General features: G+C 41.2%; 16 protein-coding genes and 1 other annotated feature. Of the genes, 7 read left to right on the top strand and 9 right to left on the bottom strand.

Annotated elements, in window-relative coordinates; translation table 11 throughout:
• Positions 1 to 92: 92 nt before the first annotated feature.
• Both SC428_RS10700 and SC428_RS10695 read left to right on the top strand, forming a co-directional pair.
• A complete protein-coding gene (locus SC428_RS10700; RefSeq protein WP_070926905.1) occupies positions 93 to 305 on the top strand; it encodes a hypothetical protein in 213 nt (70 codons plus the stop codon).
• Between the two features lie 63 nt (positions 306 to 368).
• Positions 369 to 938: a hypothetical protein gene (locus SC428_RS10695; protein WP_318707569.1), complete on the top strand. Its 570-nt coding sequence runs from the start codon at positions 369 to 371 to the stop codon at positions 936 to 938.
• A 404-nt stretch (positions 939 to 1,342) separates the two neighbouring features.
• On the opposite strand, the gene thrC is transcribed toward SC428_RS10695, so the two are convergent.
• The 4 genes from thrC to thrL form a co-directional block, all read right to left on the bottom strand.
• Positions 1,343 to 2,635 carry a threonine synthase gene (gene thrC / locus SC428_RS10690; RefSeq protein WP_070926909.1) on the bottom strand — a complete coding sequence of 431 codons (1,293 nt, stop codon included), beginning with the start codon at positions 2,633 to 2,635 and terminating at the stop codon, positions 1,343 to 1,345.
• 3 nt (positions 2,636 to 2,638) lie between these two features.
• Positions 2,639 to 3,568, bottom strand: coding sequence for a homoserine kinase (gene thrB / locus SC428_RS10685; RefSeq protein WP_070926911.1), 930 nt, complete (start codon positions 3,566 to 3,568; stop codon positions 2,639 to 2,641).
• A gap of 3 nt (positions 3,569 to 3,571) precedes the next feature.
• Positions 3,572 to 6,031 (bottom strand): bifunctional aspartate kinase/homoserine dehydrogenase I, encoded by a 2,460-nt coding sequence (thrA, locus tag SC428_RS10680; protein WP_318707566.1) that lies wholly within the window; start codon positions 6,029 to 6,031, stop codon positions 3,572 to 3,574.
• A gap of 24 nt (positions 6,032 to 6,055) precedes the next feature.
• Positions 6,056 to 6,177, bottom strand: a sequence feature (Thr leader region).
• Complete coding sequence (gene thrL, locus SC428_RS22185) at positions 6,116 to 6,184, bottom strand: thr operon leader peptide (RefSeq protein WP_071599685.1); 69 nt, start codon at positions 6,182 to 6,184, stop codon at positions 6,116 to 6,118. Its footprint overlaps the feature before it by 62 nt.
• A gap of 788 nt (positions 6,185 to 6,972) precedes the next feature.
• On the opposite strand from thrL, the gene arcA reads away from it, so the two are divergent.
• Positions 6,973 to 7,689: a two-component system response regulator ArcA gene (gene arcA / locus SC428_RS10675; RefSeq protein ID WP_070926913.1), complete on the top strand. Its 717-nt coding sequence runs from the start codon at positions 6,973 to 6,975 to the stop codon at positions 7,687 to 7,689.
• A 174-nt stretch (positions 7,690 to 7,863) separates the two neighbouring features.
• On the opposite strand, the gene creA is transcribed toward arcA, so the two are convergent.
• Entirely contained in the window at positions 7,864 to 8,340 is a 477-nt protein-coding gene (creA, locus tag SC428_RS10670; RefSeq protein WP_070926915.1) for a protein CreA, read from the bottom strand.
• 252 nt (positions 8,341 to 8,592) lie between these two features.
• On the opposite strand from creA, the gene robA reads away from it, so the two are divergent.
• Positions 8,593 to 9,489, top strand: a complete 897-nt coding sequence (gene robA / locus SC428_RS10665; RefSeq protein WP_070926917.1) for an MDR efflux pump AcrAB transcriptional activator RobA — start codon at positions 8,593 to 8,595, stop codon at positions 9,487 to 9,489.
• A 38-nt stretch (positions 9,490 to 9,527) separates the two neighbouring features.
• Here robA and gpmB read toward each other — a convergent pair whose 3' ends face one another.
• Positions 9,528 to 10,175 carry a 2,3-diphosphoglycerate-dependent phosphoglycerate mutase GpmB gene (gpmB, locus tag SC428_RS10660; RefSeq protein ID WP_070926919.1) on the bottom strand — a complete coding sequence of 216 codons (648 nt, stop codon included), beginning with the start codon at positions 10,173 to 10,175 and terminating at the stop codon, positions 9,528 to 9,530.
• A gap of 52 nt (positions 10,176 to 10,227) precedes the next feature.
• Here gpmB and yjjX point away from each other — a divergent pair, with 52 nt between their 5' ends.
• Positions 10,228 to 10,764: an inosine/xanthosine triphosphatase gene (yjjX, locus tag SC428_RS10655; RefSeq protein ID WP_070926921.1), complete on the top strand. Its 537-nt coding sequence runs from the start codon at positions 10,228 to 10,230 to the stop codon at positions 10,762 to 10,764.
• Between the two features lie 310 nt (positions 10,765 to 11,074).
• Here yjjX and trpR read toward each other — a convergent pair whose 3' ends face one another.
• Positions 11,075 to 11,398: a trp operon repressor gene (trpR, locus tag SC428_RS10650; RefSeq protein ID WP_070926923.1), complete on the bottom strand. Its 324-nt coding sequence runs from the start codon at positions 11,396 to 11,398 to the stop codon at positions 11,075 to 11,077.
• Positions 11,399 to 11,549: 151 nt separating this feature from the next.
• Entirely contained in the window at positions 11,550 to 13,463 is a 1,914-nt protein-coding gene (gene sltY, locus SC428_RS10645; protein ID WP_140187220.1) for a murein transglycosylase, read from the bottom strand.
• A 616-nt stretch (positions 13,464 to 14,079) separates the two neighbouring features.
• On the opposite strand from sltY, the gene SC428_RS10640 reads away from it, so the two are divergent.
• Both SC428_RS10640 and ettA read left to right on the top strand, forming a co-directional pair.
• Entirely contained in the window at positions 14,080 to 14,742 is a 663-nt protein-coding gene (locus tag SC428_RS10640) for a polymer-forming cytoskeletal protein (protein WP_318707560.1), read from the top strand.
• A 319-nt stretch (positions 14,743 to 15,061) separates the two neighbouring features.
• Positions 15,062 to 16,729: an energy-dependent translational throttle protein EttA gene (gene ettA, locus SC428_RS10635; RefSeq protein ID WP_318707558.1), complete on the top strand. Its 1,668-nt coding sequence runs from the start codon at positions 15,062 to 15,064 to the stop codon at positions 16,727 to 16,729.
• A 201-nt stretch (positions 16,730 to 16,930) separates the two neighbouring features.
• Here the strand turns inward: ettA and SC428_RS10630 are convergent, their stop codons facing one another.
• Positions 16,931 to 18,052 (bottom strand): hypothetical protein, encoded by a 1,122-nt coding sequence (locus tag SC428_RS10630; RefSeq protein ID WP_318707556.1) that lies wholly within the window; start codon positions 18,050 to 18,052, stop codon positions 16,931 to 16,933.

The following is an 18,052-nucleotide window of genomic DNA, read 5'->3' as shown; positions in this document are numbered from 1 at the left end:
TAAATTTGACGATTTAATTTCATTGATCAATAATCCAGAAAAACTAAACTAACAGTGCAGTTTATTTAATCAATTAACCAAGAGAAATTTATATGAAAATAAAATCTATCTTTATTGCTGCACTGTTTATTCCAACTATTGCTTTTGCTTCAACAGCTCCACTGTCAGTAGAACCAATATCTACAACCATTAAGTATTTAGGGGACGGAGGCGATGGTGGTCATGGCGGCAATGGAGGTAATGGTGGAAATGGAGGGAATGGTGGCAACGGAGGTAATGGCGGGAATGGTGGGAATGGTTACTAAGCTCTAAGTAACTTAACTATTTGGTTAATCCCCCTTCAATGAAGAAGGGGGTTGGAGATAATTATGCGACAAAAATTGCTGACAACAATAGGTGTTCTATTTTTATTCCCTTTCTCAATACAATGTTATTCATCAAATTATATCTATCACCCATTAACTTCATTCATTCCACATGCCATCTCAAGCGTAAATAACGTATTCCATCTTCATGATAATGATAATGGAGGCAGTGGAGGTAGTGGAGGTAGTGGAGGCAATGGTACCAACGGAGGAAATGGTGGGAATGGATCTGGAGATGGCCACGGAGGAGATGGCGGCAATGCTCAATCAGGTAGTAATGGCAATGGAGGAAATGGCGGAAGTGGCGGTATAAATGGGGGAGACGGAGGAAACGGAGGAAATGGTGATGGACGAGGGAACGGCGGTAATGGCGGAAATGGAACTGGAAATGGAAATGGAGGGAACGGTGGAAATGGTGGACATGGAGGACACGGAGGGAACGGTGGAAATGGCTCGGGAAGCGGTAATGGTGGCAATGGCGGCGATGCTGGCTCTGGAGGGGGTGAAGGTGGTCGAGGTGGCTTTGGTGGGCCTAATGGAGGAAGAAACGGTTCAGATGGTAAGGGTTCATGAAAATCAATAAATTGACCAATAAGTAAGATATTTTACTTTTTGGTGGTGATATCGTTATTTACTCTAAATAATTCCACGTGCTGGCGAACAGAGAAAATGCGGTAATGAGTGTAAGTGAACGCAGCTAGCAGCACTAGGATTGCAGTATGCCGAGTATAATATGTTTAACATAATTTACTTTAATGACTATGATACATGACAGTGGGCGTCATACACTTTCGTTGAAGGTTGCTGACAAAACGGGACACAAATGTGGTTTTTCCCGCTTTGTATTAGCATTCGAAAATCAATAAATGATTTTCTAAGTTTATTTCAAATAACCTTTATATCGCTATTGTCAAACAACCCTGTTTGTCAACAATCTGAAACGGAAGCAGTTCGCTTCCGTTTTCCTAAATAAACGTTTATTTAGGTGCTCGCTCCATTAAAAACGCTCTTAATTGCATAAAGTCTGAAGGCAAGAAATGCGATAACAAAGGTAAATCTGCACGCTCTGCTAAAGCCTGCGGTAAAGGTAATTGTTTATTTAAAATTTCCTCTACACTTTCTTTAAACTTGGCTGGATGCGCCGTTCCTAAAAATAAACCATATTCTCCCTCTTGCAGCTGATCACGCAAAACGCGATAAGCAACAGCAGCATGAGGTTCAGAAATATAGCCTTTTTTATCTAGCTCACGAACGGTTTCTTTCGTTACTTCGTCTGTTACGACACCATGGCCAAGATCTTTTAGCGACCATCCCTTACGACGGAATAATTCTTCAATGCGAGGCCAGTTATTCGGTTGGCTCACATCCATCGCATTTGACAGTGTGGCTACTGTTTGATGAGGTTGCCATTCACCTTGTTCAAGATAACGAGGCACGGTGTCATTCACATTCGTCGCCGCAATAAAGCGTTTGATTGGCAGTCCCATTGATTTCGCTAACAACCCTGCGGTTAAATCACCAAAGTTACCACTTGGAACTGAAATGACTAATTGTTGGCGTTTATCGGCTGGGATCTGAGCGACTGCTTCAAAATAGTAACAAATTTGAGCCAATAAGCGGCTGATGTTAATTGAGTTAGCCGAATTTAAATGTAGTGCTTTTTTCAGCTCTTCATCATCAAAAGATTGTTTAACTAATGCTTGGCAAGCGTCAAAATCATCTTTGATAGCAACGGTGTGAATATTTTCACCCAAAGTACAAAATAGTTTTTCTTGCAGCGGGCTAATCTTGCCCTCTGGATATAAAATAACCACTTGAACATTATTCAAACGATAAAAAGCATGTGCAACCGCAGCACCTGTATCACCCGATGTCGCTGTCAAAATAGTCACCGGCTGATTGCCTGCAACCTGCCCTAAAGCTTGAGCCATAAAACGGCCACCAAAGTCTTTAAAAGCCAGTGTTGGACCGTGGTACAGCTCTAACGTCGCGACGTCTTGTTCAACTTGTGTAACAGGTGCAGGGAAAGCAAATGCCTCTTTAACCCGTGCCGCAAGCTCCGCTTCTGGGATCTCATCACCAATAAATGCCGTCAATATGCGGCTGCTACGAGTCACAAAATCGAGTTTCAGTAGCTCGTCAATCTCAGCAGCGCTGAACTCAGGTAACTCTTGCGGGAAAAATAAACCTTGTTGTTTACCAAGACCTTGTTTGACTGCCTGTGCGAAGCTAACTTGCTCGCTATTATCTTTCAAGTTATACAGTTTCATTGTTTACCCTATTGTCCTTGCACCTTTGAGATCCAAACGGCAAATATGCACAAAGCCTTCATCGTTCTGAATATAATGTTGTTGTAAATAATCAGCCATCTTCTCTGCAATTTGTCGATCATCGCAAATCGCAAACAGTGTTGGGCCAGATCCGGAGATGCCACATGCAAGCGCACCAATTTCATAAGCATTTTTACGCGCTGCTGCAAACCCTGGAAGCAGTTGTGTGCGGTAAGGTTCCGCAACCACGTCTTGGATCATGGTCGCAGCCAGTTGAGGCTGACCAGTATGGCAAGCATGGATAAAACCTGATAAATAACGCCCATGGTTAACAATATCACGGCGTGGGTAGCTATCAGGTAAAATGGCTCGGGCTTCTGCGGTAGAGACTTTAATTCCAGGGTAAGCCATGACCCAATACCAATTATCAAATGCAGGAACTGACTGAGAAATAATACCATTTTGCTCAATGATCAGCTGTAAACCACCCAAATAACAAGGGGCAACATTATCATAATGCACGCTACCTGAAATACGGCCTTCAAGCTCTCCCATCATACTTAGTAGGGTGGTTTCATCAAAAGGTTGGCCTGCAAATTCATTCAATGCCATTAATGCAGCGACGACAGAACAAGCACTTGACCCTAAACCGGAACCAATTGGCATATTTTTTTCGAGCGTCATCGCAACATTTAAAGGTTTGCCTAACCGCTCACAAAATAGCTCCCAACATTGATAAACAATATTGTGTTCATTTTTCTTGGGCAACTTAGAAACAAAGCGCCCTTTATTGTGTAAAGAAAAACGTTCAGCCGCCTCAACAGTGACGCAATCACCGAGTAAACTTCCATCTGCTGGCGATACCGCCGCACCTAATACATCAAACCCGACACTGACATTACCAATTGAAGCGGGCGCATAAACTTTAATCACTTATCAGACTCCCAATTTCCATGATAGGGTACGTAACATGTCTGCAAATACGCCGGCAGCAGTAACATCATTACCGGCACCATACCCTCTGAGAACTAAAGGAATTGGTTGGTAATAGCGTGTATAGAAAGCCAATGCGTTTTCGCCATTTTTTACTTTGAAGAGTGGATCATTACCATCAACGGCAACAATTTTCACTTGGCAGCGCCCTTCTTCAATTAATCCAACATAGCGTAACACTTTTTCTTCTGCTTCTGCGGCTTTTATACGATCAGCAAATTGTTGGTCAAGTTGCGGTAAACGTGACATGAAGGTTGCAACATCACCAGAGCTATCAAATTCAACAGGGAGTACCGCTTCGATTTCAATATCACTTAGCTCTAATTGGTAGCCCGCTTCGCGTGCGAGGATCAAGAGTTTACGAGCAACGTCCATACCCGATAAATCATCACGTGGATCGGGTTCAGTGAATCCTTTTTCTTTTGCTAATGTTGTCGCTTCAGACAATGACATTCCCTCATCCAGCTTCCCAAAAATGAAAGAGAGTGAGCCCGAAAGAATACCGCTAAAGTGAACCAGTTCATCACCTGCATTAAGTAAATTCTGAAGGTTTTCGATAACAGGCAAACCTGCGCCAACGTTAGTATCGTAAAGGAATTTACGCTTTGAAGCTTCCCCAGCTAACCGCAGTTGATGGTAGTAATCCATTGATAATGTGTTGGCTTTTTTGTTTGGGGTAACGACGTTAAAGCCATCTTTTAAGAAATTCACATATTGCTCAGCAATCTCTTGATTCGATGTGCAATCAATAATCACTGGATTGAGGAAATGGTACTCACGCTCTAAACGGATCAAGCGACTTAGGCTAAATGGTTCGGTTGCTTGATCGAGTTCTTGTTTCCAATTATCCAGTGAAATGCCTTGCATATTGGTCAGCATAGCCCTTGAGTTCGCAATACCACAAACACGCAGGTCGATATGTTTTTGCTTCAACCATTGTTGCTGACGGCGAATTTGTTCGATCAGCGCATTACCGACACCACCAACACCAATGATAAAGGCTTCGATGACTTGCTCTGCATTAAACAACATTTGATGACATAGACGCACTGCGGTGGTTGCTGAACCATTAGCGATAACGGCTGAAATTGAGCGCTCAGAAGAGCCCTGAGCGATCGCAACGATATTGATATTGCCACGGGTTAATGCAGAGAAGAAACGTGCTGAAATCCCTTTAAGTGTGCGCATACCATCACCAACGACTGAAATGATCGCTAGTTGTTCCATCACATCCAGAGGGTCTAATACACCATCTTTCAATTCTAAATAGAATTCTTCTTCTAATGCGTGACGTGCACGGCCTAACTCATTTTGAGGCACACAGAAGCTGATACTGTATTCAGAAGATGATTGAGTGATCAGTACGACAGAAATCCCTTTGCGTGACATCACCGAGAAAATACGTGCTGCCATGCCAACCATTCCTTTCATACCGGGGCCTGAGACATTGATCATCGCCATATTATTAAGGTTGGTGATCCCTTTGACTGGTGTACTGTCATCAGTTTGACCATCACCAATCAGAGTTCCCGGTGCACTTGGGTTGGTGGTATTTTTAATTAAGCAAGGAATTTGGAATTGAGCAATTGGGGCGATAGTGCGTGGATGCAAGACTTTTGCGCCAAAATAGGAGAGTTCCATCGCTTCTTGATAAGACATTCCCTTCAATAAGCGTGCATCAGGTACCAAACGGGGATCGCAAGTATAAACCCCATCAACGTCAGTCCAGATCTCACAACAATCAGCGCGTAAGCAAGCGGCAAGCACGGCTGCTGAGTAATCGGAACCATTACGGCCTAATACCACTAATTCACCTTTATCATTTCCTGCGGTGAAACCCGCCATTAATACAAAGTGATCTTTCGGGATATTTAAGTCAGCGATGCGCTTGGTTGATTCGTTAATATCGACCGTTGATTCGAGGTAGTGACCAACAGCGAGTAAATTTTCAACTGGATTAATCACGGTAACGTTGTGCCCGCGTGCTTTTAGCACTGATTCCATGATTGCAATAGAGAGTTTTTCACCTCGGCAAATGATTGAAGCATTGATGCTATCAGGACATTGGCCTAGAAGAGTAATACCATGCAGTACTTGTTTAATTTGTGCAAATTCTTGTTCAGTCAGTTTTTTCAACTTGTCGTATTCAAAACCCGGCTGTTTTTCTTTCAATCCTTTTAGGAGGTTAGCAAAAATCATTTCTGCATCATTCACATGCGTGATGACATCCTGACCTGCAACCGTTTTATCAATCATTGCGACTAAATGGTTCGTGATTTTTGCTGGTGCTGATAACACCAAAGCCACTTGTCCATCAGCCAATTTACTTTCAGCGATGTCAACAACATTGAGTACTCGTTCGTCATTTGCAACCGAAGTACCGCCAAATTTAAGCACACGCATGGTATTCCTCTCCTGATTTAACACCAAAAAAAAGCCCACATCTTATTGGATGCGGGCTTTTTCATTTTTTATTTTTTGGATGCGTCAGCCCGCCCCGTTTCCTGTGGTTACGGTGGTGGTAATAATAATCGTTGTCAGGCTGATGTTACGCATAAATTCTGTCTGTCTCTTAATTTGTTACTTTCTCCCTATACGGTTAAAGCAATTACCTAAAAATGTCAAATTTATTTGCAAAAAAAGCGTTCTCTGCTAGCGGTAACTTATCAAAAATTATTCTATATCTTAAATAAAAATTGAGCAGAAAATGGAACAACCCACCAAGCGGTAACTTTTAAAACCAAAAAATTAACAAATGTCGATATAAAATTTTTATGATTTTTTTAAGAGATTTTGTCAGCACTATGTCTATTTTTAATACAGCTTTCAAAAATATACAAGAATGCAACTTAGCAAATCGTAAGGCATTATCTGATAGTTAAACATGTATAGAATTTGTCACGTTTTCTTACTAACAAATTTTGTTAACGTGCTACAATTGATTTTGATATGTATCAACAAAAGTTATTTTTTTAGGTGGTAAATGCAGTATTAGCTGTTATATTGCTGTTAACAGCCCAACGTTGGGAAAGTGCCTAAATTTTGATTCATTTTTGAATCTGATAATAACAGAGGCAATAGTATACTCTAAGTAATTCAAGTTACTGCGAGGCGATAGGTGAATGAGTCACTAGGAGCATAGAAAACTATGTAACTGGTGAGAGTTAGCATAGCCAACAACGCTGCAAATTGAAGTATGGCGAGTATTATATAGTAACGTTGACTCGACAACTAATTTATAACTCATAGACGCGTTTTTCCAAAAAACATAAAAACAAAACCACCTAATCTTGGAAGCGGCTTATGTGTTCACTAATTTTATTTTAAAACTTTAGGTAGCAAATATGCAGACCCCACACATTTTAATTGTTGAAGATGAGATTGTCACACGCAATACGCTAAAAAGTATCTTTGAAGCGGAAGGCTATGTTGTCCACGAGGCTACTGACGGCGAAGAGATGCACAATGTTCTTTCTGAGCATGACATCAATTTAGTCATCATGGATATTAACTTACCAGGTAAAAATGGCCTGTTGCTGGCTCGTGAATTGCGTGAACAAGAAAGTATCGCTTTAATGTTCTTAACAGGCCGTGATAATGAGGTTGATAAGATCCTCGGGCTCGAAATTGGTGCTGATGACTATATCACTAAACCGTTTAACCCTCGTGAGTTGACGATCCGTGCACGTAATTTGCTTTCTCGCACCATGAACTTATCAGGTGGTACAGAAGAGCGCCGCTTAGTTGAAAGTTATAAATTTAATGGCTGGGAGCTTGATATCAATAGCCGTTCATTAGTTAGCCCAGCCGGTGAACACTACAAATTACCACGTAGTGAGTTCCGTGCCATGCTACATTTCTGTGAGAACCCAGGTAAAATTCAAACCCGTGCGGACTTACTGAAGAAAATGACAGGCCGCGAATTGAAACCACATGACAGAACAGTGGATGTGACTATTCGCCGTATTCGTAAACATTTCGAATCAACACCGGATACTCCGGAAATCATTGCTACCATCCATGGTGAAGGGTACCGTTTCTGTGGTGATTTGGACGAATAATTCGTCTCGCTATCGATAAAAAACCGGCCATCCCGCCGGTTTTTGTTTTTACCGCACTCTATATTATTTAATCTATACGCTAAATAATGAGAGGTGTAGCTAGGTAACACATGAACAACACACTTATATCCTAACGAATAGCGCTACACCTTGAAGTATGACAAGTATGTATGATTACCATGGCATGATAGGCACGGCACTGATTGCATTCTTCGGTGAGCCATCAATCATTTTATCTGAGTAAGTGAGATAAACTAGCGTATTACGTTTAGGATCATAAAAGCGCACCACTTGTAGCTTTTTAAATACCAATGAAGTACGTTTTTGGAATACCACATGTGGTTTTTTAGGTGAACGTTTTATACGATCATTGAGCTCAATAGGACCAACTTGTTGGCATGAAATAGCGGCATCGGACGTGTCTTCTGCAAGACCTAAGCCACCTTTGATCCCCCCGGTTTTTGAACGGCTTAAGTAGCAAGTCACATTATTTACATCAGGATCATCAAATGCCTCAACAACGATTTTATGATCTGGCCCAAAAACTTTAAATACGGTATCAACTGAGCCAATCTCCTCCGCAAATGTCGCAAAAGGTAATGCCGATACTAGTGATGCCAAAAATACTTTTTTTAACTTGCCAAAACGCATACAGGTTTCCTTTTCAACCAGAAGATGCGGCTTCGCTTACGTTGGCAGCATCTTGATACTCATCATACTTCAAGTTGCAAGGGGCTGGCGGCACTGAAATAGCGGCCTACTCACAACTCAAATTCTTTTGAATATATAACTAAATGGTAAATATAACTCTTTTACTATAAACGAAAAAGGTAACTTGATATAGAATAGGCGTTCCTTGATAACCTATATCTGTTTTTAAAGTCTTCTCGACTGGGGATATACATGGATCAAACAAATATTATTCGTGACCTCCTACGCTGGATCGATGATAACTTAGATAAACCCCTATCACTCGATAATGTTGCGGCAAAAGCCGGTTACTCCAAGTGGCATTTACAACGGATGTTTAAAGACGTGACTGACCAAGCGATAGGCGCTTATATTCGCGCTCGTCGACTTTCTCGTGCAGCTGTTGCTCTACGCCTTACCAGTCGCCCAATTCTTGATATTGCACTACAGTATCGCTTTGATTCACAACAAACGTTTACTCGTGCATTTAAGAAGCAATTTAGCTTAACACCTGCTTATTATCGCCGTACTGACGAATGGTGTGCTACGGGTATTTGCCCGCCAATTATTTTGGATGACCATCGCCATTTAGATCATGAGTTTGTTCAAATGCAGGAGCAGCCATTAATCGGCTTAGAGCAAAGCTGTTCTTATGCTCTCGAAGAGTGGTCAAGTGCTTGTTCACAGATGCGCCAAACGTTCTGGCATTATTATCTAGACCATACAACAAGTATCGCTTCTGAAGTGTTTGGCTTGCATCATGCTATCCATAACACTGAAAAAGAAGATGAACAAACGGTATTTTATACAACGGCGGTTAAGCCTGAAGATGCTAGCTTTAACAACGCCGAATATAGCCATTTAACCATCCCTGCTGGGGAGTATGTGAAGTTTAGCTTTAGCGGTGAACCGACAAGTGGTGCAATGCAAGAGTTTCTTTATCAAATATATGGGGTGTATCTGCCTAAGCTAAACCTGACTCGCAGGCCAGGCTACGATATTGAGCATTATAAACTTAAAGATATCAAAGTAAGCGATATTAATTATAAGAATGATGACCCAAAATCACATATTGCTGCTTTTGATTATTATATTCCAATTAGGCGGTAATGATTTGGAGTTTCAATAATCTGAAACTCCAAATTAAGCTACGCTTGCTGTTCATCCAAAGCAGGTTGAGTTAAGTGGGTCACCTCACCGGTGCTTTCAACTATCCAGCCATTAGCTAGCCAAGGACTATTTTGATAATCAACACGTGAAATCGAGCAGTTACGTAAACGTAAGCGGCGCTCTGAGTAGGCAGGCACGCCTAAAATACGACTTAGTAATGTACTTAATGCGATCCCGTGACTGACTAACAATGGTCGGCTTCCTTCTGGAAGCTCTAAGCAGCTATTTAATGCAGCAAACATACGTAGGTATAACTCCTCCATCGATTCGCCATTCGGGATCCGCCCGCCTTGGGTGCCATCGATAAGGCTTTTACGCCATTGTTCTTCTTGTTCTGTTAGGGTTTCGATTTCACGTTGTTCAAGAACGCCCATATTTAGTTCACGAAGACGCGGTTCTGTGATAATTTCACACCCGCAAACATCAGCGATGATTTGTGCAGTTTCACGTGTGCGTCCCATATCACTAGTGATAATATGGGTAATGCCTTCTAACTTTATTCTTTCGGCCACCTGCCTAGCTTGCAAACGACCGGTAGCAGTAAGTGGGCTGTCAGATTGCCCTTGTATACGACGAGCCACGTTCCATTCGGTTTCGCCGTGGCGAACAAGATAAACCTGTAACATAGATGTGTTCCGTTATTACTTTGTAAAGTATGTGTTCAAAGGAAAATAATTAATGTACCAAGTTATAGCTGCAACGACTAATCCTGCCAAAATTAAAGCAATTCATCTTGCTTTCGATGCTGTTTTTGGGCCAGGCAGTTATCAAATCGAAGATATTAACGTTGATAGCAGCGTTCCACAGCAACCAATCGGTAATAATGAAACCCGTACAGGTGCAAGACAACGCGTCATGGCATCAAGACAAGTACGTCCAGAAGCCGATTTCTGGGTCGGTATCGAAGCCGGCATCGATGAAGACATGACTTTTGCATGGATTGTGATTGAACATAAACAAATCCGTGGAGAGTCACGTTCAGCGAGTATTATGATCCCTGAAAAAGTTCTCGCAGGTATCCGTGAAGGACGTGAGCTTGGCGATGAGATGGCGGATTTAACCGGTATTGATAATATCAAACAACAAGGCGGCGCTATTGGCTTTTTCACTAACGGGGTACTTACACGCACAAGTGTTTACCAACAAGCACTGATACTGGCACTGGTTCCCATTAAGCATGAAATTTATAAAGAGCTAAACCAGATAGAAGATTAATTCAGCATCGTGAGGCGTACTATCAATTAAATACTGCAACACGATACACACGCCGAGTATAACGAAAAAATAACAAAAGGGGCAGTCTTTGCCCCTTATTGTTTGCATCAATGACACAATTTACACTATTTATACTCTAAATAATTCGAGGTGCAGCTAGGCGACCAAATGAACGAATCGCTAGGCGCATAGAAAACGATGTGACTGACGTGAATGAACGTAGTCAACAACGCTGCAACTTGAAGTATGACGAGTAGAGACTTATTTATCGCCCAGACACCTTTAGTATGATTTATGGCTGTATCACATTTCACTTTTTAAGTAATTGTTCTTCCAACCAAGCTTTAACATCTTGTGGTGCTGATTTTAAACTATTGGAACCGCGAGTTATGGTTGCAATACCTACTCCTAACTCATTTTTCAGCTCCCTTTGGCTCATCTCACCGCGCATCAATTCTTGAACGATACGTACTCGAGTCGCCAGAGCTGTGCGCTCATCGGGTGTCAGTAATAATTGTAATATCGGATGCTGTAAATCTTGCTCAAATGCAAGCTGAAGTAACTTAACGAAGCGTTGCCAGTCATCGTTCTCATTGGTGGTGAGTGCCGGGTCATTAAGGTGATTTGCTGTCATGTTATCCAACCATACTATTTAACTAGTACAAAATCATAACATACTCTTTAGCAAATCACCTACATAACATGAAATAATTCGAGTTGCAGCTAAGTGTTGTCAACAACGCTGCAACTTAAAACATGACAAGTATCGATAATCAATTCAGGGATCAATATTTCATCAGCCACTCATTATCCGTTAAAACAGGTCCATTTTGCCCCATAAAGTAGCGATAAAAAATATCGTAGGACAGCACGTTTTTCACATAACCACGGGTCTCTGAGAAAGGAATGCTTTCAACAAACGCCACCGCATCTATACGACCACCGCTATTACCTAACCAACGCGTCACCCTTGAAGGACCCGCATTATAGGCTGCGCTGGCTAAAATACGGTTATGCGAGAATTGTTGGTAAACATCATCCAAATAGGCAGTACCAATCTCAATGTTTTTTACAGGATTGGTCAATTGGCTTGTGTTGACATAATCACTGATGCCTTGTTTTTGTACGGTATGTTTGGCGGTGGCTGGCATTAATTGCATAAGACCTGTCGCGCCTACTGGAGACTGAGCCTGTGGGTTAAACGCACTTTCTTGTCTTGCGATCGCCATTGCATAACTTTTTGAGATTGATTTATCGGTTGTGAAACGCTCAAACTCTTTTTCCCATGCCAGAGGGAAACGTTCTTCTAAATGATTCCATAATTTTGCGGTGATCGTTGCTTGCACACTCAAATCAGCCCAATTATGGTTAAACGCATAACGCGCTAATTGCTCTTGCTGATTAGCAGGCAAGGAGGCGACTAAGCTAACCCATTCGGTTCGAGCGAGGTTATCCATTTGCCAATACATCAATTCACGAACACGCTGAATTTCAGGCAACTTATCAAGGTTGTCTTCTGGTTTTTCAGCCGTTTTAATATACAGCGGATACTCAATATTTAATTTCTGAGCTGCAACCATTGGGTAAAAACCACGACCATTAATGAGCTTACGTAATATTGCCTCACCTTCGGCTTTTTTCCCTTCGTCGATTAAAGTGATCCCTTGCCAGTATTGCCACTCTTCTTTATTTTTAGCATCGGCTGGTAATTGTTTTAACCAATGCGCCACCCCAGCTTTATCCCCTAAGCCAAGTGCTAAACGAACACGACGCTCTTTGAGAGTCGTAGAATTTGTTTCAGCAATTGTTTCATCTCGCCAATTAGCCTGCTCAGGCGTGACATCGCCCATATATTGCCAAGCAATACTGTCTTTCATTTTTTGCGTTTCAGCCATATTCATTTTTTGCGCGCTACTAATACCTCGTAATGCAGTACGTGCGGCATCAGGTGACTGACGTGCATAACGGCTGAATGCCGCAATGGTTGCTTGACGTGAAAAATCGGTTGGTGTCATTGTTTTTGCAAAATGAGTCACAGATGCAGGATCATTTTGTAACTTAACTAATGCGTCACCAATTGTTCGATAGCTTGGTGGCAAACGTTTCGCGAGATAAGCCGCCATTGAAGTATTACCTGCATCAATAGCAAGATGGATCCGCTCAAGGATCATTTCAGGTGTCAAATAGCCCGCTTTTTCCCATTCGTTAAATAACTTATCGCAAGCTTCTGGCATAGAACGGCCATTTAACCATGATTTCTCAGCCCCCTGCCACGCTAAGTTTTTATTACCTGTGGCCCAATTTGCGTAGTAATAATTACACTTTGCTTGCGCAGGTTTTGGCTCTTCAGGAGTGAAAGCCAGTAACGATTTCCACTCTTGGCGACGGGCAAGCTCATTGATAAAACGTGTTTTCAATGTTTGAGCTACGGGCAATGTAGGATGTGCATCAATGAATTTTTGTACTTGGCTTGGTGAAACAATATCAAGATCTTGAGTTAGTTCTCGATATTCTAAATAAGGGTATAATGGATAGTCTTGCAGCGTTGGTAATAAACGTTCAACTTCATCCATTTGCTTAGCATCCCAAGCTTGTTTGATGGCTTGATAACGATCTCTTTGTGCTTGTAAAGAGTCTGCCCATGCTGCTGTAGATACCAACATCATGGCAATTGGAGCTGCTAGCAATAATTTTTTCATTTAATACGTCCCTAGTTCCTACTGTATGCAGAGTTATCACTATTAGAGTACATACTCAGAGTATACACTTGATGAATGCCATTAAGCTGAATTTTTGCTTTAAAAAGAACCAGAGAGTTCTTGAATTTAAATTCAATAGAGATAAATAGCGTTACGATATCAAAACCCACTAAAATATAGCTTAATCAATAGATATTGTTCAAAATGAGGTATTACATACTCAATAAGTCGAATAAAAAGCCAAATTAAGTCATAAGATAGCATTAAAATAACATAATAAAAATTCATTTTAAAACAATCGATTAAATAAAAAAACAACCTAAAGCTTGGCTTTAATTAAGCACAATTATCTATATAACCTAAAATAAGAGTATCAGTGCCGTTTAAAAATGGACAAACATGCATCTTTACGGTTAAATATTATGATTAGTGAATTTAAACTGGCTCATTTGGAATAAACCTATACTCGTCATACTTCAAGCTGCAACACTGTTGACTAGGCTCACACGAACCAGTCATCTATTGATGTATGCTCCTAGCGACTCGTTTACTTGTCGCCAAGTTGTACCTCGAATTATTTAGAGTATAAAACCTTTAAAATAAAATGAGATAGGATATGGATTTCAAAAATTTATTTTTTTCTATTTTAGGCTGTGGGTGGGCTTATCTTTTAATATACGTATTAACTGATATTCATACTTCGATTGTATCTCTGCCTTTCTTGATCATATTCTTCATTATTTTTTATTTACTCTCTACAAGGAATAAACAGATGTTTGCGAAAAAAAATAAAGATAATTCAATTGAACCAACCAAAACAAACTTATCTGCTGATAGTAAAGACGTTATTGAAACAAAAGAAGAAAAATTGACACAAACTGCCGCCCCTAGAAAAAGCACCTCTATTTCAAGCAGTTGTCATATTTCGGGTGATTTAACTTTAGATGATGACATCCAAATATTTGGCCATGTAAAAGGAAGTATTCGTAGCAATAATGGCGTTGTGACTATCCAAAAAGAAGGGGTTGTTGAAGGTGAAATTTATGCCCAAACCATCTCTATTAATGGAAAAATGAAAGGACTATGTGTTTCTGAAGATTTAGATATCTTAGAAAATGGTCAGCTAGATGGCATCTGTCAAACCAAAAACCTTACCATTAAAAAAGGCGGGGTTTTTACAGGAACATCAGAAAGAACAGATAAAAAAATACAACTCAGTGATGTTAAAAATAAACCAGATGTCGTAAAACTAGAAACCCCCACCGTATCCGTTCAATAACCCTTTTATTTCTCCATTAAATTAATTTTATAGCAGTAATCACTGCTATAAAATTAATAATGCCAAGACTCATCTTCAACTGGCCATCAATCATTCTGAACATCGCGTTAAAGTATACGCCGATAGATATCTGTATAACCCCGTTCCTGAACACTATTATCTAAAAAACACACAACTGTTGACTTAAGATGAGGAACAATTAGAGTGAATCGCATAAATGTTTGCGGCAACCAGCCTACGCTAAGGTATAATGCAGCAATATATACTCGTCATACTTCAAGTATTGAACTTTCATTTATAAAACAATAGGTAAAGTAAATTGGCTCAATTCGTCTATTCTATGTATCGAGTGGGGAAAATTGTTCCACCGAAACGTCATATTTTGAAAAATATCTCTCTGAGCTTCTTTCCTGGCGCTAAGATAGGTGTTTTAGGTCTCAACGGTGCTGGTAAGTCAACGCTACTGCGCATTATGGCTGGTATCGATACTGAAATTGAAGGGGAAGCACGTCCTCAACCGGGTATAAAAATTGGCTACCTACCACAGGAGCCTAAACTTAACCTTGAACATACGGTGCGCGAAGCCGTGGAAGAAGCGGTTTCTGAAGTAAAAAATGCGTTAACACGTTTAGATGAAGTTTATGCCGCTTATGCAGATCCAGATGCAGATTTCGATAAGTTAGCCAAAGAACAAGGTGAACTAGAAGCAATTATCTCTGCACAAGATGGCCATAACTTGGATAATCAGTTAGAGCGCGCAGCAGATGCTTTGCGTCTTCCTGCATGGGATGCAAAAATTGAAAACCTATCCGGTGGTGAACGCCGCCGCGTGGCAATTTGTCGTTTGCTACTAGAAAAACCGGATATGCTACTGCTCGATGAACCAACTAACCACTTAGATGCTGAGTCGGTTGCATGGTTAGAGCGTTTCCTACATGACTATGAAGGTACTGTTGTGGCCATTACCCACGACCGCTACTTCCTCGATAATGTCGCAGGTTGGATCCTTGAACTTGACCGTGGTGAAGGTATTCCATGGGAAGGCAACTATTCATCTTGGCTTGAACAAAAAGATCAGCGTCTGGCGCAAGAAGCGTCAACGGAAGCTGCTCGCCGTAAGTCTATTGAGAAAGAGCTTGAGTGGATCCGTCAAAATCCTAAAGGTCGTCAATCCAAAGGTAAGGCACGTTTGGCTCGCTTTGAAGAGCTTAACAGCGTCGAGTACCAAAAACGCAATGAAACCAGTGAGTTGTTTATTCCACCTGGACCACGTTTAGGGGATAAAGTGATCGAAGTTGAGAACCTAAGCAAATCCTATGGTGACCGCGTTCTTATCGATGACCTTAGCTTCTCCATTCCTAAAGGGGCAATTGTTGGGATCATCGGTCCAAACGGTGCAGGTAAATCAACGTTGTTCCGTATGATTTCAGGCCAAGAACAACCTGATTTAGGCTCCATCACTCTTGGTGATACTGTAAAAATCGCTTCCGTTGATCAGTTCCGTGATTCAATGGATGACAGCAAAACCGTTTGGGAAGAGATCTCTAACGGTCAAGATATCATGCGTATTGGTAACTTTGAGATCCCAAGCCGTGCTTATGTTGGCCGCTTTAACTTCAAGGGTGTCGACCAAGGCAAACGCGTTGGCGAATTATCAGGTGGTGAACGTGGTCGTTTGCATTTAGCAAAACTATTGCAAGTTGGCGGTAACGTCTTACTGCTCGATGAACCAACCAACGACCTCGATGTTGAAACCTTACGTGCATTGGAAAACGCCCTGCTGGAGTTCCCAGGCTGTGCAATGGTTATCTCGCATGACCGTTGGTTCCTTGACCGTATTGCGACTCATATCATCGATTACCAAGACGAAGGTAATATCACTTTCTTCGAAGGTAACTTTAGTGAATATGAGGACTACAAAAAACGTACCTTTGGTGCCGATGCACTGCAACCGCATCGTATCAAATATAAGCGTATAACTAAGTAGCTTTCAGCTAATAGCCCCCTTTTTATTAAAGGGGGCATAACAAAATATGTCGAGATATAAACTCAGCGAGACATCATCAGCAACGCTGCAACTTGAAGTATGACAAGTTAATACTCTAAATAATTCGAGGTGCAGCTAGGCGACAAGTGAATGAGTCGCTAGGAGCATACACAAGTATGTGACTGGTGCGCATGAGCGTAGTCAACAACGCTGCAACTTGAAGTATGACGAGTATAGCCAAGCCGTTCTTGCCCCGACTGTCATACTCCTATGTTTTGCCGTATGACTGAGACATAGCGCATCGATCCCTGCACTTGCTTGTGAATACCAAGCCCCACCACGCATCAAAGCACGTTCTCCATAGTTACGTAAATAGATTTGGTCATCAACTTGCTTGTTTTGATAAGGTGCCAGTCCTAATACCTTCAGTAAGCTAGGAATGTTTTCCTGATTAGCGGTAGCAACAAGTCGGAAAGGGCTATCGAGCAACCCTGCGGGATAGCTAGAATCTGTAGGATCACCATTAAAATTTAAAATATTTTGTGAAATAACAGGAGATCCCGCGTTGCCATCTAATTTGGCTATCGGGGAGTCATATTTAGCGCTGTTTGGGCTATTTATCGTAATATATTTTCCTGTATTCATATCAATAGCACACCAATCTAATATTGAGTCACCTGAAAGAATCGCCGCATCATTATTTGGGATAACTTGAATTTCACCTGCATGTAAACGAACACCCGTTTGCCACTCCCAAAGGTTGCCAACAAGATCACTGATCCCTGTCAGCTGATGATTATGATGCCAACTTTTCCATTGTGTTTCTGTACGTGTGGTCGGTGTGCCCTCACTGCTACCAATCGCTAAACCATCAATACGGGAGCGACTTTCATCAATATTAAGGTAATTTCTGCCATAATCTGTATTTCCTTGCACAATATAATTATTTTGATTAATAAGTGCAGTTAATGCACACCATTGTGCGTTAGTACTAATATGGCAACCTTGTCCGCTTTTCTTGGCTAAAGATTGAAATTGCAATAAATCGAGATTGCAGGCAGGTATCTGATTAGGTTGGCTCACTAACTCGCCATCCCGTAAACTGGCAGAATAGCAAGAGTAAAAAAAAGCATCGATAGCTTTATTATTTACGATAAATGCAGGATGAATACCGCTACCTAGGTTTTTATCTATCGTTTCTAAATTAAAACGAGGGACAATAAATACATAATTAGGTTGGCCTTTAGGGCTGTAAATTATTGTTCGTTGGCCATTGCTTTGTTTTTCAACTTGCTGACGTAGCGGATCAGGGGAATAAATCAT

The organism is Providencia sp. 2023EL-00965, from assembly GCF_033550225.1.
Taxonomy (GTDB): Bacteria; Pseudomonadota; Gammaproteobacteria; order Enterobacterales; family Enterobacteriaceae; genus Providencia; species Providencia manganoxydans.
This window is presented reverse-complemented; position numbering and strand designations above follow the sequence as displayed.